17 protein-coding genes are annotated in these 19,540 nt (G+C 33.8%); 8 read left to right on the top strand and 9 right to left on the bottom strand.

The features are described from left to right. Positions 1–2 precede the first annotated feature (2 nt). The 5 genes from BUB95_RS11685 to BUB95_RS14430 are packed head-to-tail and all read right to left on the bottom strand — an operon-like array spanning position 3 to position 4,085. A complete protein-coding gene (locus tag BUB95_RS11685) occupies positions 3–638 on the bottom strand; it encodes a hypothetical protein (protein WP_073086663.1) in 636 nt (211 codons plus the stop codon). A gap of 3 nt (positions 639–641) precedes the next feature. Further along, positions 642–1,946, bottom strand: coding sequence for a 4Fe-4S dicluster domain-containing protein (locus BUB95_RS11680; protein ID WP_073086662.1), 1,305 nt, complete (start codon positions 1,944–1,946; stop codon positions 642–644). Between the two features lie 10 nt (positions 1,947–1,956). Beyond that, positions 1,957–2,904, bottom strand: coding sequence for an MlaD family protein (locus BUB95_RS11675; RefSeq protein WP_073086661.1), 948 nt, complete (start codon positions 2,902–2,904; stop codon positions 1,957–1,959). Positions 2,905–2,963: 59 nt separating this feature from the next. After that, the gene (locus BUB95_RS14435; RefSeq protein WP_317048464.1) at positions 2,964–3,683 is read right to left on the bottom strand and encodes an N-acetylmuramoyl-L-alanine amidase family protein; all 720 of its coding nucleotides are present in this window, start codon (positions 3,681–3,683) and stop codon (positions 2,964–2,966) included. A gap of 36 nt (positions 3,684–3,719) precedes the next feature. Further along, complete coding sequence (locus tag BUB95_RS14430; RefSeq protein ID WP_317048463.1) at positions 3,720–4,085, bottom strand: N-acetylmuramoyl-L-alanine amidase family protein; 366 nt, start codon at positions 4,083–4,085, stop codon at positions 3,720–3,722. Between the two features lie 113 nt (positions 4,086–4,198). On the opposite strand from BUB95_RS14430, the gene BUB95_RS11665 reads away from it, so the two are divergent. Then, positions 4,199–6,988 (top strand): putative LPS assembly protein LptD, encoded by a 2,790-nt coding sequence (locus tag BUB95_RS11665; protein WP_073086659.1) that lies wholly within the window; start codon positions 4,199–4,201, stop codon positions 6,986–6,988. Between the two features lie 120 nt (positions 6,989–7,108). Beyond that, on the top strand, positions 7,109–7,489 hold the full coding sequence (locus tag BUB95_RS11660; protein WP_073086658.1) for a RidA family protein: 381 nt from the start codon (positions 7,109–7,111) through the stop codon (positions 7,487–7,489). A 151-nt stretch (positions 7,490–7,640) separates the two neighbouring features. On the opposite strand, the gene BUB95_RS11655 is transcribed toward BUB95_RS11660, so the two are convergent. From BUB95_RS11655 to BUB95_RS11645, 3 genes are all read right to left on the bottom strand, one after another. Continuing rightward, positions 7,641–8,546, bottom strand: a complete 906-nt coding sequence (locus BUB95_RS11655; protein ID WP_073086656.1) for a DUF5694 domain-containing protein — start codon at positions 8,544–8,546, stop codon at positions 7,641–7,643. An 83-nt stretch (positions 8,547–8,629) separates the two neighbouring features. Beyond that, positions 8,630–9,715, bottom strand: coding sequence for an alpha/beta hydrolase family protein (locus BUB95_RS11650; RefSeq protein WP_083573373.1), 1,086 nt, complete (start codon positions 9,713–9,715; stop codon positions 8,630–8,632). Positions 9,716–9,926: 211 nt separating this feature from the next. Beyond that, a complete protein-coding gene (locus tag BUB95_RS11645; protein ID WP_073086652.1) occupies positions 9,927–11,102 on the bottom strand; it encodes a metallophosphoesterase in 1,176 nt (391 codons plus the stop codon). A gap of 159 nt (positions 11,103–11,261) precedes the next feature. Here BUB95_RS11645 and BUB95_RS11635 point away from each other — a divergent pair, with 159 nt between their 5' ends. From BUB95_RS11635 to BUB95_RS11615, 5 genes are read left to right on the top strand one after another with little or no spacing between them, the layout of a single operon-like run. Further along, a complete protein-coding gene (locus tag BUB95_RS11635; RefSeq protein ID WP_234969266.1) occupies positions 11,262–12,140 on the top strand; it encodes a sensor histidine kinase in 879 nt (292 codons plus the stop codon). Beyond that, positions 12,140–12,832 (top strand): LytR/AlgR family response regulator transcription factor, encoded by a 693-nt coding sequence (locus BUB95_RS11630; RefSeq protein ID WP_317048462.1) that lies wholly within the window; start codon positions 12,140–12,142, stop codon positions 12,830–12,832. Before BUB95_RS11635 ends, BUB95_RS11630 begins: the two co-directional genes overlap by 1 nt. A 42-nt stretch (positions 12,833–12,874) precedes the next feature. Then, positions 12,875–13,645, top strand: coding sequence for a TIGR02757 family protein (locus BUB95_RS11625; protein ID WP_394333622.1), 771 nt, complete (start codon positions 12,875–12,877; stop codon positions 13,643–13,645). 43 nt (positions 13,646–13,688) lie between these two features. After that, positions 13,689–14,885 carry a sensor histidine kinase gene (locus tag BUB95_RS11620; RefSeq protein ID WP_073086642.1) on the top strand — a complete coding sequence of 399 codons (1,197 nt, stop codon included), beginning with the start codon at positions 13,689–13,691 and terminating at the stop codon, positions 14,883–14,885. A gap of 5 nt (positions 14,886–14,890) precedes the next feature. Continuing rightward, positions 14,891–16,378, top strand: coding sequence for a S10 family peptidase (locus BUB95_RS11615; RefSeq protein WP_073086640.1), 1,488 nt, complete (start codon positions 14,891–14,893; stop codon positions 16,376–16,378). A gap of 164 nt (positions 16,379–16,542) precedes the next feature. On the opposite strand, the gene BUB95_RS11610 is transcribed toward BUB95_RS11615, so the two are convergent. Beyond that, on the bottom strand, positions 16,543–18,432 hold the full coding sequence (locus BUB95_RS11610) for a M61 family metallopeptidase (RefSeq protein WP_073086638.1): 1,890 nt from the start codon (positions 18,430–18,432) through the stop codon (positions 16,543–16,545). 97 nt (positions 18,433–18,529) lie between these two features. Between BUB95_RS11610 and BUB95_RS11605 the strand changes: the two genes are divergently transcribed. Then, a complete protein-coding gene (locus tag BUB95_RS11605; protein ID WP_073086636.1) occupies positions 18,530–19,537 on the top strand; it encodes a glycosyltransferase family 2 protein in 1,008 nt (335 codons plus the stop codon). The last annotated feature ends 3 nt before the right edge of the window (positions 19,538–19,540 follow it).

Raw genomic sequence — 19,540 nt, 5'->3', positions numbered from 1 at the left:
GCTTAGTTCTTTTTTTTAGATTCTAACTGAAGTTTTTGATAATATGCCATAGACTTCTCAATAACTTCTACAGGTAATAAATCTGCGAAAATTGGTGAATTTGGGTCATAGTTTAGCATTTTCCAAGTATCGTTGGTTTCATTGTCTTTTATAAAAATAACCAAACGATTTGGTGCCTTTACATTTACTTTACTGTTATTTTCAAAAGATGCGTCCATACCTTGAATCTTCATCATCTTTATCATCATGTCTTTACTTTCATCATCAAACTCTTGCTGTTTGAATATCATAGACATAAACATATCATAACTTAAAAAAGCATATTCTGTACTATCCTTTTCGCTTTTATAAATCTCTGTTAAAGTATACTCTGGTGTTTGCTTTGGCAAATCTATTGCCATCTCGTCTGTTCCTTGAAACATAGAAATAAAAACCGTTTTCATTGTCTCTTTTGGGACAAGCTCAAAAATTTTAGGATAGGTCATATCCAACAAAGCATCGAAATTACGGTCGTTAGTGTACTGAAACATTTTATCCGACATTTCCTTAAGCTCTGAATTACTATCTTGAGCAACCGCAGATGGTATGATAAATGCAAGCGTTAATAAAATCAGTAAAAGTCTTAAATTCTTTTTCATAAACTATTCGTTAACCCAATTTAAACGGTCTTGTTGGTTATAAGGCCAAGGTGCGCCGTTGTTTTCAATATTGGTCATCATGTTGTTTAATTCCATTGGTGCTGCGCTCTCTTCCATTACTAAGTATCGTCGCATTTCCATAATAATAGATAATGGGTCTATACTTACCGGACAAGCTTCTACACAAGCATTACAAGTGGTACATGCCCAAAGTTCTTCATTAGTGATATAATCGCCTAAAAGTTGTTTTCCATCATCTTTAAACTCACCACCATTGGCATCGATATTTTTACCAACTTCCACCAATCGGTCGCGGGTATCCATCATAATCTTTCTTGGCGATAATTTTTTTCCTGTTTGGTTTGCAGGACATTCACTTGTACAACGTCCGCATTCCGTACAGGTATACGCATTAAGTAATTGAATACGATTTAAGTCCATAACATCACTAGCGCCAAACTTTGCCGGTTCTTCTGCATTATCATCTTCAGCTGGAGCTGCAAATGGGTCTGCATTAGGGTCCATCATTAGTTTTACCTCATTGGTTACTGCTTCAAGATTATTGAACTGCCCTTTTGGTGTTAGTTTACCATAATACGTATTTGGGAAAGCTAAAAGAATGTGCAAATGCTTAGAGAAATATAAATAGTTGAGGAAAACTAAAATCCCTACAATGTGTAACCACCAAGCCGAGCGTTCTATTAGATGTAGTGTATCTGGATTATCGCTAAACCAAGGTGAAATAAATTGTGAAATGACATTTCCTGCTCCCATATTTTGAAATGAAGTATCCGTTGCATTCATAACTAAGAATAAGCACATGAGTACAACTTCAAAATATAAGATGATGTTACCATCATTTTTAGGCCAACCTTTTAAACTTTTGAAACGCTTAATATTGATGATATTTCGTCTTAACCAAAATACAACAACTGCGATCAAGACAAGCACTGCCAATATCTCAAAACTACCGATTAAAAAGCCATAAACTGATTCTGGAAGAACTTTAAGCCCTATACGGTGCGTACCAAACAATCCGTCTATGATGATTTCTAAAACTTCGATATTTATTATAATGAAACCTACGTAAACTATTATATGCAAAAATCCAGCTATAGGTCTTACAACCATTTTACTTTGGCCAAGAGCAATACGTGCCATGTTTTTCCAACGTTGAGACTTATTATCGCTAGCATCTACCTCACGACCTAGTTTTATATTACGAATGAGCTTTTTTATGTTTCTGGCAAAATATCCAATACCAGCAATAAGTATTAAAGCAAAAATGATATTTGGTAAGTAGTTCATATATGGTTATCTAATTCTTTTGTAATTGTTCTTCTGTAGGTGCTTGGTAAGGAATTTCTTTTTTAGACAATATGCGTCTGTATCTTGCAGGATGAAGCTTTATATCTAACAATAATAACTCCATTTCTTTTGTAGCTGCTTCTAAGTTGTTGTATAGTTTATCGTCTTTAAGTAATTTTCCTAAAGAACCTTCTCCTTTTTCAAAATTTTCTAAAAGCGAATTAATGTTCAATAAAGTTTTATCAAAATCACCAATAGTTTTAGAAAGTTCTACTTTCTTTAAATCCTCAGATAATACTGAAAGGTTTTCGCTTGCTGTTTTAAAACTCTCTAATGTTGAAGTTATTTTTTCATCATTAGCTTTTACGACATTCTGAATTGAATAGGATAGGTTTTTAAAAGATTTTAAAGTTGAATTCAATTCCTTGATTGTTGCTTTTAATCCTGCGTCAGATTCATCTGTAACTAAACCATTAAGGCTCACCATCAGTGTGTCTGCAGAACGTAAAGTTTTATCCAAATCTGTACTTAAACCTGTAAAATTATCTTTTAATGAACTGATTAAACCTGGTTGAATTTCTGATTTAATAAAATCACCTTTCTTAGCTTTTTCGCCTTCGTAAGAATCTATGACGGCAAGAGCATTACCGCCCATAATCCCTGTTTCGTATAGTCTAATTATTGAAGATTTTGAAAACGATAATCTTGGGTCTACAGAAAATTCAACTCGAGTCATTCCTGATTTAAAATCGTAAGAAATATTTTCAACCTTACCAACCACATTACCTTTGATGGTAACAGGAGAAGACATAGTTAATGCATTATAGTCGAATTCTGTGTAAAAATCTACTTCATCAGAAAACAAATCTTCGCCCTTGAGGTAATTAAATAGATATATAAAAAGAAGTACTCCAGATATAACGAGTATGGCAGTTTTAATCTCTCTAGAAATTTTCAATGGTGCTTTGTTTGATTATTAGCAAAATTAGGAATAAAAAAATTAAGAAGCTTTCTAATTTATCTCCTTTTAAGCGCTTCTTTAACTGGGATTTTCTTTCCGTTTTTATAAGCTACAATAAAACAGGAGCCATAACCCTTAGCCTTAGCTTTCTCTTGGAGTAATTGCGCTTCGTTGTAATCTGAAGTTGAACCAAAATAATACTTATAAATACTGCCTTGGGCTTCTCGACTTATATCTGTTAAACCTTTAAAATTATAAGACTTAGGCTCTAACTTACGAGAACTCGCCGCAATTTGTACTTTAAACGTAACATCTTTTACAACATTAGGTGTTGTATTATTCTCTTCAGATGAGGAATTACTATTGTTATCATCAACAAAAATGTTCTCACCAACATTGTTATCTAATTCTTTCTTATAATCTAAAATTGCATCCCTAATAGCACCTGCAATTTTTATTTGCCCAGATTTAGAATTTAAATACGCACCTTCTTTTTTATTGGTTATAAATCCCGTTTCAACAAGTACGCTTGGCATATATGTGTTGTGCAGTACCCAAAGACTCAATTGTTTTAGTCCACGACTTCTTCGTTTGAGCTTATTGCCAAAGTTATTTTCAATCTTTCGAGCTAAAACGATACTTTGCTCAACATATATTTCTTGTTCTATACCTATAGCTATAGTCGTTTCAGGTGAGCTAGGATTAAATCCCGCATAATTCTTTTCGTAATCTTCTTCAAGAAAAATAACTTCATTTTCTGCCTTGGCAATAGACATATTTCGTTCTGAGTTTTTAGCTCCTAAAACATAAGTCTATGTGCCGTATGCTTGAGTATGGTGGGCGTTACAATGTATTGAGATGAACAAATCCGCATCAGCTTTATTGGCTATGGCTGCACGCTCGTAAAGCTCTAAGAACTTATCTGTTTTACGTGTATAAATAACTTTAAAATCAGGATTTTTCTCTAGCTCTTTTCCAAGCTTCAAAACAATATCTAAAGCAATGGTCTTTTCTTTGTAACCATTTTTTGTTGGTCTTCCAGGGTCTTTACCTCCATGACCGGCATCTAATACAACAACAAACTTATCTGCGCTAGGTTGTGCAAAAGTTATAGATGTTAAAGATGTGATAAATACAACTAGAAGTAATACTAATATGCGATGTTTGTTCGTTTTCATGTAAATTTTAAAACGTCAATTATACGGTGTTTATTACCTTATTTTATCTGGCTAAATTATATTTACAACTTTAATTGCAATATTAAATCAATCACAAAAAAATATATGTAATTTTGAGGTTTCAAAAACCGAGCCATACTATTACAAAAATACCATTAAAAGGTTTGCGTACAAATAGCCTAAAGATACTTTTTGCCCTTAGTTTTACAGTGTTTATCAACACTTTTGGCTACACACAAGATATTCCACCAAAACCTAAACCTATAAAGCCCGAGGTTAAGCCAAAAGAGGTCAAAAGAGATACGGCTACAGTTTCAGTAGATTCTATACTTAAACCCAATCTTAACACTAAAGAAATTGATTCTGTAAAGCAAGATTCTATAAAGAAACCTAAAGAATTTTTGGAGGATGTGGTGACCTACAGTGCTGATGGCTATGTGGCACTTAACAATAAAGAACAAAAGATATACCTGTACGATAACGCAGTAATTAAGTATCAGGATATGGAAATTACGGCTGGTACAATTGTTATAGACAATAACACAGGTTTAATATATGCAGGCCGTGTAAAAGATTCTACCGGGTATTCGCAGCGTCCAGTTTTTACTCAGGCTCAGAATAAGGTTGAACCAGATTCCATAATATTTAATAAGGATACCAAAAAGGCTATAATCTTTAATTCTAGAACTGAAGACTCGGGATTGAATATATTTTCACCCATTACTAAGCGTGAAAATGACTCAACCATCTTTATGCAAGATGCGCGCTTTACAACATCTGAAAATTTGGATGACCCAGAATACCAATTTATTTCAGACAAAATAAAACTAGTGCCTGGCAAAAAAATTGTTGTTGGACCAACATATATGGAAATCTATGGCGTGCCTACTCCAATAGCATTACCTTTTGCTTACTTTCCGTTAAGTAAAGAACAAAAATCGGGTATAATCTTTCCTACTTTTGGTGAAGATACTGGTAGTGACCGAGGTTACTTTATACAGAATGGCGGCTACTATTTTGCAATCAGCGACTATTTGGATTTAGCAGTACTAGGTGATTATTACACCAACGGAAGTTATGGTGTGCGTGTAGAGAGTAATTATGCTAAGCGCTATCGTTTTAATGGAAATGTGGCCATACGCTATGAAAATCTTCTAACAAGTGAACGTGCTTTCCCAGATTTTACGCAGAACACCATTTACAATATTCGTTGGTCACACGCCCAAGATTCTAAATCCAATCCAAATTCTAGGTTTTCTGCATCCGTAAACTTGGGAAGTAGCCAGTTTTTTAGACAATCTATTAACCAAAACAATATCGTTAACTCCCAGAATAACACATTAGCTTCGTCTGTATCGTACTCTAAAACCTTTCCAGGTGAGCCACAAGTAAATGTTAATGCTACGGCAACACACTCGCAAAATACACAGACCGAGACTATTAATTTAACCTTACCTACACTACAAATGTCAGTGGGAAGAGTATTTCCATTTCAACCAAAGTCTGGCGCTAAAAAAGGAATTATCCAAAACATCAACTTTCAATATAATTCAAGAGCCGAATACCGTATTACTACAACAGATTCATTATTTGGTAAAAGTGAAATGTTTGATGATGCACTTGCGGGTATGCAACACTCTATTCCAATTACAACCAACTTCAAAGTCTTTGATTATTTTAGTGTAAGTGCAAGTACAAATTTTCAAGAAAACTGGACATTAAACACCATTAACCGTCAGTTTGATAGCAATACACAGTCCGTAATTACTACTGATATTAATGGATTTGACAGCTTCAGAACCTATAACTTTAGTGCTAATATAGGAACAACGCTTTACGGAATGTTCCCTTTTAATAACAAAAATAAGGACGCTAAAATACAAGCGATTCGTCACGTTATGCGACCATCTATAAGTTATACCGTTCAACCTGCTTTTGACCAATTTTATGAAACTTATGATGTTCTTGATGCCAACGGACAAACTACAGAAACTGTAGAATACACACGCTTTGAGCGTTCAATTTTTGGTGCGCCTGGAAATCGCTATTCTAGCAGTATAGGTTTAGATATCGGAAATAATTTTGAAGCTAAAATTCGCTCTAAAGATTCTACAAAAACAGAACCTGAAAAAATTACACTAATCAATAACCTAAACGTCAGTACAAGCTACGATTTGGCTGCAGACTCCCTTAATCTTTCTCCAGTGCGAATCAATGGTGGTTTAAAGCTGTTTAAAGACAAAATGAGTATCAATTTTGGTGCAACTCTAGACCCTTATGCACTAGACAACAACAATAATAAAATCAACACTTTTAATATTGATAATGGCGGAAGTTTATTTAGATTGACGTCTGGTAATATAAATATGAGTTACGCTTTAAGTAATGAGACTTTTAGCAAAGATGGTGAATCTGAAAAAGATAATAGACAGTTTGATGAAGCGGTACGCTCTAATGGTAGAACTGATGATTTATTTGGGCGTACTGAAGATTTTTCTACTCGCATATACACAGATGAAGATAAAGAACGACAAAAGGAAAAAGAAGCTAATCTGTCTGATTACAACTATAAAATTCCATGGAATTTACGCCTCGCCTATGCTGTAAACTATAACAATACACGACGTGAAAATAGGATTGCCTCGCACTCATTGATGTTTTCTGGCGATATAGAAATTTCACCTAAATGGACTGTGGGCGCATCTTCTGGTTACGATTTTTTAAATAAAGGATTTTCGTTTACGCAGTTCCGTTTTGAACGGGATTTATTGAGTTGGCGCATGAATTTCTCTTGGGTACCATTTAGTAATTTGTCTTCTTGGAATTTCTTTATTGGTATTAAATCTAACTTCTTGCAAGACCTTAAATACGAACAGCGTCGTCAACCAGACCAACGCTTGTAATATTTTTTTGAAATTTATTTGTCAGACTGAGCGCAGTCGAAGTGCAATTGAAACTTCTTTTGGTACTTGAGTTAATTTAGCCTTCTTTGACTATTTTTGAATAATCAAAATTCTGCACAAATGAAAAAAATCATCAACACGACTGATGCTCCTGCACCAATAGGACCTTACAACCAAGCTGTTTTATCTGGTAATACACTCTATACATCTGGACAAATTGCCTTGCATCCAGAAACTATGGAATTGGTTTTAGACGATATTAAGACTGAAACCAAACAAGTGATGGAAAACATGAAAGCGGTTTTAAAAGCAGCTGATATGACCTTTGAAAACGTTATTAAAACCTCAATATTTATTAGCGATATGATCAATTTCTCACAAATTAATGAGGTGTATGGTAGTTATTTTGATGAAGCCACAGCGCCAGCGCGAGAAACTGTAGAAGTTGCTAACTTACCAAAGTTTGTAAATGTGGAGATTAGTATGATTGCGGTGAAGTGATTTTTGGGTTACGCTTATCGGCTTTGTGTATGGTTAGTTGCTTGATTTAGCACGGAATTTAGCAAATAAAAATAGAATAGAAAATCCGCGAGGATTTTTGTGAGTAGTCGAGAAACAAGCGATTAATTATACAAGGTGTTGGCAACAGTATTTATTTCGCCAGATACTCATTCGATTCAATATAATCAAAATCGGGCGAGTCTGTAAAAAATTGTCTCAATTGCCATACATGTCCAGAACCATATATCAATAAAAGTCGGTCTTCCTTGTCAAAATCGGTTAAATCGTAAGCGTTAGAAAATATTCTTAAATTCCGTCTGTACCATCTCGCCACTCCATCAGCACCCAAATAATTATCGCCAGCACCTTCTAAAACACCTTCTGTAAGATATGCTTGATGGTCTTTCAATCTGTTTTTTGGTCTGTTTCTAAAAAACAGATGCTCTGTTAAAGTTTGAACACTTTTTATCGAATCGCCTAATTCATAAAAGGATTCATAATCATATCGAGTGGATTTTTCAAACTGTCCTTTTGATTTTAAATATACTTCTTCGTCATAATTGTCCCAATCCAGTTCAACACCGAACCAATCGGCAGACGCGTCAGAGCAATAAACTCGATTATGGTCTAATTTTTTGGCAAGTTTAAAACCAATTTGATAAATCTCGTTACTTTTATCATTAAGATTGAAAGAGCCATTCAGATAATTTTGATATCGTTCATTGGTAATGCTATCCATTTTAATTCTTGGCCATTCAAGCAATATTTTAGTCGGTTTGTATTCTGCTATTTTGTTCAGTAGCGTGTCTAATTCAGATTGTCTTCTACTTTCTAAAATATTAAACGGAAACTTTGGTTTGTAGCTGTCCAAATTTGGATTGTCGAAATGAAAAACTCCCAAAACCATAGCTTTTGCTTTGTGTTTGCCGACAAATATATTTGGGTCTTCTATTGGATTTAATTCCTCGGACTGTACTGTTTCTTTAACTGTTTTATTTTCTTTTTTGCACGATGTTATGCAGAAAATTAAAATTACAAGTAGAATGTTTCTTGTCATCTCTCGGTTTTTATATTGTTGCCGACGCCCACAGTGTATGGCGTAGTGAGGTACGCCTCACGGAGAGCCATTGTTGGCAACAGTTATTTTGTTTGTTTTTTAATCCATTTACTTATTTCGTTCATTGCGATGACAGAAAAGGATTCGTTAAGTTTTTCATATTCATCTGGCAGACCAGTTTCACAAGTTTGGAATAAATGATTTAGATTTTGCAATTCTTTTGTTGTTACATTTTTATTGCCTGAACTCTCTAAAATTCTTTTCCATTCTGATAAGTTTTCAGAAGATAAAATTTGCAAATCTTTCGTTCCATTTAAGGCAAGAACTGGAACTCGAACTTGCTCAATATATTTTTCAGGATTGTACCTTAAAAAATTTACCATCCAAGGTCTTAAAATACCTTTTACTTGAGCATTAACATATTCATCATAAGTCATATTTTCAGGCTTTTCAGGGTCATTTAAGGATATTTCTTCAATGTATTCAGTCATTCTTTTCCTCAAGGTATCCTCGTCTTTGTAAAGTTTGACTATCTCAAAAGCTGCTCGATTTAATTTTTGATTTTTTTTGACTTCTGATTTATCTGTTCCTTTTGCTAAAGCAATAGCTTTTTGTTGCGATAATAAGATTTTGTCTCCAGATAAGCTCGGACCTGCTAAAGAAACAATAAAAGCTACATTTGAAGATTGAGAAGCGACGATTGGTGCAATCAGTCCGCCCTCACTATGCCCAATTAAACCAATTTCATTACTTTTAATTTCCTCTCTTGTGAGCAAATATTCAATTGCAGAATTGACATCATTTGCAAAATCAAAAGAATTGGCTGAATTGTAATTACCTGTTGATTCTCCTACTCCTCTTTTGTCATATCGCAAGACAGCAATTCCCTGTTTTGTCAAGTAATTAGAAATATCTAAAAAGGGTTTGAAATTTCCGAATTCTTCATTTCTATTATGTTCTCCATTTCCACTTATCAAAACTACTGCAGGAAAAGTTCCATCTTTGCTAGGTATTGATAGTGTTCCAGACAGTATTATGTTATCATTAATAATGTTTTTAAATGTAATATTTTCAGAAATTGGGTTTTCGTATACCTTTTCTTTTTTACATCCCGAAAATGATATCACTAAAACTAAAAGTATTATTTTGTAAATATTTTTGGACATCATTTTACATTCTTTCTAATAAGATGACTGATATATAAGTTTGTCACTTTGTTGTGGTAATTGTTACAACGTTAAGATATGGTTCGTTAACTATGAACTATATCGTCTGATACTGAAATAAGTTCAGCACAAGTAAGCGAAGTTAGCTTTTTATTTATACAACTTCAAGAGTAGATAATTACATTTATTAATAAATGGGTGTTAACTTCGTTTTTCATATCTCACTTATACTTCCGTCACTTAATACTCTATAATATTTTTCGTTTTCTATAAGCAATCCCTCTGACGTTTTCTTAGGCCAATTTTTATGATAATCTTTAGGGTGTTGTACATCTATACCTATAACCTTTCCTTCAAAAACTCTTTTAACTTTGTTTTGTAACGTATGACCAACAACAATTGATTTTGCGTCAAACTTATCTAAACTACTATCTACTTGCTTTTGAGATAAATCATCTTCTCTAAAATAACCACGATACCAGCTAACCCCAGTTTTTGAGGATAGTAATAATTCAGTTTTTGCTTTATTTGCTTTTGGATATGGTGCGTTGTAATAATTTGCTCTTAGAAAACTGTTTATCTCATCTAGAGTCATATCAATCTTTGAAATATCTGGATGTAAACCACCATGCGCAAAGAGGTTTCCATTAATAGACTCTATAGCATTTTTACTAGATAACCATTTGCCTAAAAATGAGTTTTTGTCATACAGATTAGCTTGTGTTTTTCCTAAAATTGAAGTCACAAAAGTATACTTCAGAGATGCAGCTCCATAGTCTCCATACATATTCTTTAGTTCGTGATTTCCTATAATAAAATGGACATTTCCTTTATGCTTTTTTGCCTCCTGCTCCAATTTGTATATAAACCAAAGCACTTGCGTTGTAGAAAAACCTCTATCAACAAAATCACCAACTAAAACCAAATGCCCTTTACCGAATGTCCAATTCAGATCTTGGTCTATAACCTTGTTATTTATTAAAAAATCTCTGAAAGTTCTATACCCACTTTCAATATCAGAAACTGCTATAATCTTTTGATTATCGGTATATGTCGATTCTGGTATTTGGAAATCTGAATCAAGATTAAAACTAAAACTAGTAGAATCTAATGCAAAAAAACTCCTTGCCAATGCGGACTGCTTTGTTGAAACTTCTTTCTCATCTACATAAAATCCTTCTTTTTTACTCCCTTTAATGTAATTGATATTTAGGGTACTATCATTTTTATAAAACACATACGGACCTTCGTTATCCCAATCCATTTTTTTAGGATTATCTCCGTAATGAATACTTCCATTTTCATATATTAAAATTGAAGCACCGATTGCCATAAATATTATGATAGTTCCTAAGATGTGCTTTAAATAACGTAAGACTCTTTTTTTCATTTTAATACGTTTTTAGATGATTACTATACGTTTTTTGATTGGCACAAATATTATCCATAAGTCTGTCCGTATGAAATTTATGTGATGAATGTCCTATTTTTCATTGTATAGCTACCTAACTGACGTTCATCCCAATAATTGAAAGCTTTAAAACTCTTTATGAAGCGTTTGTCACCTTTCTTAAAAGCATCAAGAGTATTCTTATTATTTTGCAGTATGATTTCAATCTTAAAAAAGAATAATTGGCTTTTACTAAAAATCATCATCCTTACAACTATACTAGTACCCCTTGGGATAACAGCCTATGAGATTATTGTACTTCAGAAAGAATCGGTCTTATTTCTAGGCAATTTTCATCCTGCACTAGCCACTATTGTATTGGTATATTATGGCATTCTTCTATTAGCTGGAGCTATTTGGATAATTCTGCAATTAAAATCTGTTCTTAAGCTTAAAAATGAAAGAATTAAAAATGAATTACTACATCTTCAAAGCCAAGTAAATCCGCATTTTTTTTTCAATATGCTGAACAACCTTTACGGATTAGTAGATGTAGATTCTGAAAAAGCCAAAGCACTAATTCTAAAGTTATCAGAATTGATGCGTTACAGCATTTATGAAGGTGAACGAAAAACCGTAACGTTAAAAGAAGAAGTCGACTATTTACAGAATTATATAGATTTACATCGCATGCGATACCACAAAGCTATAGACATAGAATTCAATGTGGATTTTGATAAGAATATGAACTACAATATAATGCCACTACTCTATATTATTTTAGTAGAAAACGCCTTTAAGCATGGTGTAGAAAACTTAAGACAAAAGGCCTTTGTGCATATAAGTTTAAATGCTACATACAAACATATCTCTTTTGTAGTTAAAAACAATTATGATAAAGATGAGCTTCCTAAAAAACCAGGAATTGGAATTAAAAACCTAAAACGAAGATTAGAGCTAGCATACCCTAACCAACATAATCTTACTTTTACATCAGTAAACGATATTCATACTGCTCATCTAGACTTAAATTTATAATGACATATCTTATTATTGATGACGAGCGTATAGCTCACGAAATTATAAAAGGCTACTGCGATAAGATGCCCAACATGCAGTTAATAAAGCATTGTTATGATGCTCTAGAAGCTTTAGAATATTTACGAGAGCAAAGTGTAGATTTAATTTTCTTAGACATTAACATGCCTAAGCTAAAAGGTTTTGAGTTTTTAAAAACGCTTACAACCCCTCCAAAGGTTATTGTCACTACAGCTTATCAAGAATATGCTCTGGAAGGCTATACACTTAATGTGGTTGATTACCTATTAAAACCTTTTAGTTTTGAACGCTTTATAACAGCAATTCAAAAAGTAAAAATCGAAAACATTTCAGCAAAAACTGAAGCTAAAAAGACTGAAGATAATACTGAATCTATCTTTATTTATTCTGATAAGAAGCATATACAAATTAATAGTAACACCATTCTTTATATAGAAGCTGCTGGCAATTACGTAAAGCTAGTAACCACCACAAAAACGCACTTAATAAGAGAGAAAATTTCTGAAATTCTTAAAAAACTTCCTACAGACAAATTTATGCAAGTACACAAGTCCTACGCGGTATCTAAACAACATATAAGTATTGTAGAAGGTAATAGAATTAAGATTGAAGATTATAGCATTCCTATAGGGAAATCATACAAGGAAAAAGTGAAACAGTTATTGCTGTAGAATATGATTTGGCTTAACTTCGTTTTTTCAAATCTACGCAAATTGAAACTCAAAAAAGCAGAACTCAAAGAATTCTTAGACAGCAAAGTTGCTGAATACAATAACCCAAAGTTTATTGAGAGCGACCCTATACAAATTCCGCATTTATTCTCAAAAAAAGAAGACATTGAGATTATTGGTTTTCTAACAGCGACCATTGCTTGGGGAAATCGAAAAAGTATTATCACTAATGCTAAGCGTATGGTTACGTTTTTAGATAATTCGCCTTACGAATTTATCATGCAACATCAGGAGCAAGATTTAGAGAAGCTTTTGCCTTTTGTGCATCGAACGTTTAATGGCTCTGATTTTATTCAGTTTATAACAAGCTTAAAGCATATTTATAATCATCACGATGGATTAGAAGCCATTTTTGCCAAATATGCAGAAGCTAATTCGCTTCAAAATTCAATTCATCAGCTCAAGAAACACTTTTTTGAGATTGCGCATTTAGAGCGTAGTAAAAAGCATGTAAGTGACCCACTAAAAAATTCAGCAGCAAAACGTATTAACATGTTTTTACGTTGGATGGTCCGAAATGATAATACTGGTGTAGATTTCGGTATTTGGAAAAGCCTCTCTCCTGCTCAGTTAGGTTGTCCTCTGGATGTTCACTCTGGCAATGTGGCTCGTAAATTAGGTTTACTAAAACGCAAACAAAACGACGGAAAAGCATTGGCAGAATTAGACAAAAATCTACGAAAGCTCGATGCTGCCGACCCAGTTAAATACGATTTTGCCCTTTTTGGTCTCGGTGTTTTTGAAAATTTCTAGTGTTTTATTCTGCCATTACAACTAGATTTTTAATATTTACTAAATGATAAGTCCAGAATTTCCAATAAACGAAAGTGAACGTTTAAATGCTGTAAAAAGTTACAGTCTTTTAGATACGCTTCCAGAGACAGATTTTGATGATATTACAGCATTAATCTCAGCAATTTGCGAAGTACCAATTTCTTTGATAACACTTTTAGACACAGAGCGTAATTTTTTAAAATCTCATCATGGAGTTGAATTATCTGAATCGCCAAGGTCTATTTCTTTCTGCGGACATGCCATTTTAAGTGATGATGAAATTTATATTATTGAAGATGCTCGTAAAAGCAAAATCTTCCACGATAATCCATTAGTTACAGAGTTCAAAGCTATTTTTTACGCTGGAGTTCCGTTAAGAAATCCTGAAGGTTTTCCCTTAGGAACGTTATGTGTTTACGACCATAAACCTCGACAGCTTAGTGAAAATCAAATCCGAACTTTAAAAATTATAGCAAAACAGGTAATGAATTTGTTTGAATTGAGAAAAACAAATCTACAGCTTGATAGTGCAATAACAAGCCTTGAAACGCAAAATGCTTTTTTAGAAAAATTTTCTGGTCAAGTTTCACATGATTTAAAGTCGCCTTTGGCAAATATTAGTTCACTAACCGAGTTTATTAAAGAAGAGAACGGAGAACGTCTTTCACAAGAATCACTTGAGTATTTAGATTTAATAAACGAATCCTCAGAATCATTAAGAAACTATATAGATGGTGCACTACATCACTACAGAGCCGATGCTTCAGTTCGAAATGCTAAAGAAGATTTCAGTTTAGAATCTGTTTTTAATGAAATTAGTAAAATTCAAAACTTAAGGCATAAAAACTTTGTTCTAAAAAATGATGTAGAACTCAAAAACGCCAATAAATCAGCTTTAACTCAAATTTTATTTAATTTGGTCGACAATGCCTATAAATACAATAATAACACTAATCCAAAGGTAGAGTTAGACTTTGAAGATTCTGACTCTCACTATTATTTTTTAGTTATTGATAACGGTATGGGTATAGAAAAAAAGGATTTAGACAAAATTTTTGAGTTATTTAATATCTCAAATCCAAAAGATGTGTTTGGCAAAAAAGGGTCAGGAATTGGTCTTTTTACCGTAAAATCAATGATTGAAAAGTTAGGAGGAACTATAAGTGTAACTTCCAAACCACATTTTGGCACCACTTTTAGATTCTCAATAAAAAAATAAATTATATGAAAGTTTTAATTTCTCTCTTCGCATTATCATTCTCAATGCTAATATCTAGCCAAAACCTAGAAACACCAATAGATACAGTAGTTACAACGACACATGCCACCAAAATAAAAGGGCAAACAGTCAACTACAAAGCTATGACTGGCTTTCAGCCCGTTTGGAACAACGACGGCGAGGTTATGGCGTCCTTGTATTATACGTACTACAAACGCACCAATGACACCAAAGGCAATAAACGTCCTTTAATCATATCTTTTAATGGTGGACCAGGTTCTGCATCGGTTTGGATGCACATTGCCTACACTGGGCCAAAAGTTTTAAATGTAGATGATGAAGGCTATCCTGTACAGCCATATGGCGTAAAGACGAATCCAAATTCCATTTTAGATGTTGCAGATATTGTATTTGTTAACCCAGTAAATACAGGTTATTCGCGTAAAGTAATGCTTAAAAATGGTAAATATCAGGACGACAAAACCTTCTTCGGAATCAATGCTGATGTAAAATATTTAGCTAGTTGGATTAACACTTTTGTCACTAGAAATAACCGTTGGGAATCTCCTAAATATATTATTGGCGAAAGTTATGGCGGAACTCGAGTTATGGGCTTAGCCTTAGAGTTGCAAAACAGCCAATGGATGTATCTCAATGGCGTAATTATGGTGTCTCCTGCAGATTACAAAGTGTTGCGTGTTGGCGGACCTGTGTCTTCAAGTTTGAATTTGCCGTATTATACAGCGGCGGCTTGGTATCATAAGATGTTACCGGCTGAACTTCAAAGTAAAGACTTATTAGACATTCTACCTGAAGCCGAAGATTTTGCAGTTAATAAACTAATGCCTGCTATTGCAAAAGGTGGTTTTATTTCGGATTCTGAAAGAAAGGCAATCGCTAAGAAAATGAGCTTCTACTCTGGCCTATCTGAAGACGTTATTCTTAAACAAAACCTAGATGTTCCAAATCGCTTTTTCTGGAAAGAATTATTACGTGATAAAACAGGGCAAACCATCGGAAGATTAGACAGTCGCTATTTAGGCATTGATAAAGTTGAAACTGGAGATTCACCAGATTATAGTGCAGAATTAACCTCGTGGCTGCACTCGTTTACACCAGCTATAAATTACTATATCCAAAATGAATTAGGTTTTAAAACCGACCTTAAATACAATGTCTTTGGAAATGTTGGCAATTGGGACAGAAGTAATGATAACGTACGTGATAATCTTCGTCAAGCTATGGCGCAAAACCCTTACTTAAAAATCTTAACACAATCAGGTTATTACGATGGTGCTACGACGTATTTTCAAGCCAAGTATAGCCAATGGCAAATTGACCCAAGTGGAAAGCTAAAAGACCGAATGTATTTTAAAGGCTACAGAAGTGGGCACATGATGTACCTTAGAAACGAGGATTTAATCAAAGCTAATGATGATTTAAGGGAGTTTATTACAAACTCTTCCGCTAATGGTAAAGCGGCCAAATATTAGAAATTATTTTAAGATGAGATGCTGAAATAAATTCAGCATGACAAAATTTGATTATTTTATTATCTTAGGAATAGACTGTCATTCTGAACTTGTTTCAGAATCCATTTGAAGACAAAAAAGGCTTCCTCGAATGGAAGCCTTTTCAAAACCTAAAACTTTATAATTTATCCTTTTAACCAAGCTTTTCGCGTAGCGATTTGCTCTGCCGTTGCATTTGAATCTTCTACTAAACCTGTTGCCATAACAGTAGGATTAGTTAATGTTGTTTTTATATTAATGGTTTCTCCATTGCGGTCTAATACCATTTCTATCTCTTGACCTTCTTGCCAAGAGAACATTTTTGTAATGACTTCTTGTGCATTTTGCAAGGTTAATTCTTCACCATTAACAGACTTAATCACATCATTAGCTTGAATGCCTTGAGATTTCCAGAATGAATTTTTTAAAGCCACTTCGGTAAAGAAAATACCTTTATCTGGTGCGCCACTAAAAATTATATTTTGTCCACCTGCAAAAATGTAATTGGTTTCTACTTCAGTTTCGCCTTGCGTCAAACCAACCATTGTAAAGAAATCGTTATAATTGATTGGTAAATCACCCTCAACATGTGTCTCTAAGAAATCTCCAACACTTGGATATGTCATTTCGGTAATTTCAGCAATTAATTTATCATCTTCAAACGGTTTATTCTTCCCGTATCTAGCAGAAAGCTCTTTCATCAATGACATCATACTACGCGTTCCGTTACTTTCTTTCCGCATTAAAATATCTATACACATCCCAATTAATGCGCCTTTCTGGTAAACGTTGACATAATTTTCTTTATATCCTTTTTTGAGGACATTTTCACTCATAATTGTAAAACTCTGAGTATCATTATAGCGCTTAGAAATCTCTATTTTATTTTGAATAACACTATAAAATTCTGAAGGCTCCATTAAACCTTCGTACACCTGAAAATGCTGTGCAAAATACTCTGTCACGCCTTCGTACATCCATAAATGCTTAGAAAATGTAGGGTTATTATAATCGAAATAATGGACATCTTCAGAATGGACTGACAATGGTGTTACAATATGAAAAAACTCATGAGCCACAACATCTGTCATCGATTTTGCTAAACTTGTTGCATCCATTGCTTCTGGTAAAACCACTACCGTAGATGTATGATGCTCTAAAGCACCAAAACCTTTTGGAGCAGTTTCAGAACCATCCGATAGATACAAATAAATGTCGTAACGAGGCGTGCTATTAACGTCTCCTAGATATGCCTTCTGCCCTTGCATCATATCGTAAATTGTTTGCTTTAGGCTTTCAGCAGAATGTACATTATTTGGAGAATACACACTTAATACAATCTTGATATCACCAACCATAAATTCTTGCACGTCTAGTTTACCGTACATCATTGGATTATCTGTGATATCAAAATAACGTTGTGCAAAGTATTTACTCGTTACAGATTTACCATCTGTAGACGTAACTGAACCTTTATCTTCTAAAGCCGATGTTCTTACAAAATCAGCTGGTGCTGTTACATCTAAGGCATATTGATTAGTCTTTAAACTATCAAAATAACCTATAAATCCGTGTAAATTCAATACATAATTTTTTTCTTCTATATTAGTTCCTGCAGGTGAGAAAATGTCTTCTCCTCCAATACCGCCTTGTTTCTCTATGTCGTAAGTGTCATTTACTAAGTAAGTGATTTTATCGAGCTTAGTCGCATCTGCAATAGTCCAAGTATTAGTATCTACCTTTTTAACTTCAAGTGAGTTACCATCGTAATCAATTGCTTTTAAATCATCCACATAACGTCCATAATCTGCAACAGAATAGGTTCCTTGTACTACTTTTGGCAGACGGTAAGTTACCGTTTCAGCAGTAAAACGCCCAGGATTGATGGTCACAGGAACTCTATCATTATCAATATTCGTTAAGTCTAATGCGGTGACAATAGGATTGTTTGTTGCCAAATCGTCAACTTTTGGTTTTGCAGAACCACAACCAAACAAAAGTCCTGAGAGAACAACAACAGCAATATAATTTTTCATTTTTTAATTGAAATTTTAGTTAATGCGCAAATCTAATTATCTACTTGGATTATTATCCTAAAGGTTTTGTTAAAATGAGGATTACTATATTCGTGCCATGGCACAACCACTTGTAAGCATATTAACGCCTTTTAAGAATGTAGAACCCTATATTGAAGAGTGCTTAGATTCTATCCTAAAACAAACCTACACTAATTGGGAATTGCTCATTATTAATGACCACTCTACGGATGAATCACCTAGTATTGTGGAAGCTTATGCCTTGAAAGACCAACGTATAAAGCTGTTTAAAAATGAAGGAAGCGGTATTATAGCGGCACTTCAACTAGCTTTTAAAAATTCTTCGGGAGATTTTATTACCCGAATGGATAGCGATGACATCATGATTGAAAATAAACTCGAAGTCATGGTTGGTCAACTTCAGGAATATGGCAAAAAGCACGTTGCGCTAGGTTTGGTAAAGTATTTTAGTGCTAATGGTATTAGTGATGGTTACGCTAAATATGAAGCTTGGCTTAATAGACTCACCAAAGTAGGTTCCAATTATGCCGAAATTTATAAAGAATGTGTTATTGCTTCTCCATGTTGGATGTTGCATCGTGAAGATTTAATTGCTTGCGATGCCTTTAATCCTAACCGATATCCTGAAGATTACGACTTAACCTTTCGATTTTACGAGCATAATTTTAAGTGTATTCCAAATAATCAATTATTGCACTATTGGCGCGACTACAGCACGCGTACATCACGTACTCACGAGCATTATGCACAAAACTACTTTTTAGATATTAAGCTGCGCTATTTTCTAAAATTAGACTACGACCATTCACGTCCATTAACGATTTGGGGCGCTGGATTTAAAGGAAAAACTATTGCAAAATCATTGGTAGATAAAGGTGTTCCGTTTTACTGGATTTGCGACAATGAAAAGAAAATTGGTAAATCCATTTATGGTGTAAAGCTTCTCCCTTTTGAAGATTTGAAAATGATAAACAACCCTCAGACTATTGTAACCGTAGCCAATGAAGACGAACAAAAAAGCATTGTATGGTATTTTGAATCTCTAAATATGTATGCTGTTAAAGACTATATCTTTTTCTGTTAAATT

Origin of the sequence: Winogradskyella jejuensis (genome assembly GCF_900129745.1) — a bacterium.
GTDB lineage: Bacteria > Bacteroidota > Bacteroidia > Flavobacteriales > Flavobacteriaceae > Winogradskyella > Winogradskyella jejuensis.
The sequence above is the reverse complement of the archived record's forward strand: the minus strand, read 5'-3'. Positions and strand labels throughout refer to the sequence as shown.

Coding starts and splice junctions, on each gene's coding strand:
- BUB95_RS11685 (WP_073086663.1), bottom strand. CDS start 638: ATGAAAAAGAATTTAAGACTTTTACTGATTTTATTAACGCTTGCATTT.
- BUB95_RS11680 (WP_073086662.1), bottom strand. CDS start 1,946: ATGAACTACTTACCAAATATCATTTTTGCTTTAATACTTATTGCTGGT.
- BUB95_RS14435 (WP_317048464.1), bottom strand. CDS start 3,683: ATGTCTATTGCCAAGGCAGAAAATGAAGTTATTTTTCTTGAAGAAGAT.
- BUB95_RS14430 (WP_317048463.1), bottom strand. CDS start 4,085: ATGAAAACGAACAAACATCGCATATTAGTATTACTTCTAGTTGTATTT.
- BUB95_RS11660 (WP_073086658.1), top strand. CDS start 7,109: ATGAAAAAAATCATCAACACGACTGATGCTCCTGCACCAATAGGACCT.
- BUB95_RS11655 (WP_073086656.1), bottom strand. CDS start 8,546: ATGACAAGAAACATTCTACTTGTAATTTTAATTTTCTGCATAACATCG.
- BUB95_RS11650 (WP_083573373.1), bottom strand. CDS start 9,715: ATGATGTCCAAAAATATTTACAAAATAATACTTTTAGTTTTAGTGATA.
- BUB95_RS11645 (WP_073086652.1), bottom strand. CDS start 11,102: ATGAAAAAAAGAGTCTTACGTTATTTAAAGCACATCTTAGGAACTATC.
- BUB95_RS11635 (WP_234969266.1), top strand. CDS start 11,262: ATGAAGCGTTTGTCACCTTTCTTAAAAGCATCAAGAGTATTCTTATTA.
- BUB95_RS11630 (WP_317048462.1), top strand. CDS start 12,140: ATGACATATCTTATTATTGATGACGAGCGTATAGCTCACGAAATTATA.
- BUB95_RS11620 (WP_073086642.1), top strand. CDS start 13,689: ATGATAAGTCCAGAATTTCCAATAAACGAAAGTGAACGTTTAAATGCT.
- BUB95_RS11615 (WP_073086640.1), top strand. CDS start 14,891: ATGAAAGTTTTAATTTCTCTCTTCGCATTATCATTCTCAATGCTAATA.
- BUB95_RS11610 (WP_073086638.1), bottom strand. CDS start 18,432: ATGAAAAATTATATTGCTGTTGTTGTTCTCTCAGGACTTTTGTTTGGT.
- BUB95_RS11605 (WP_073086636.1), top strand. CDS start 18,530: ATGGCACAACCACTTGTAAGCATATTAACGCCTTTTAAGAATGTAGAA.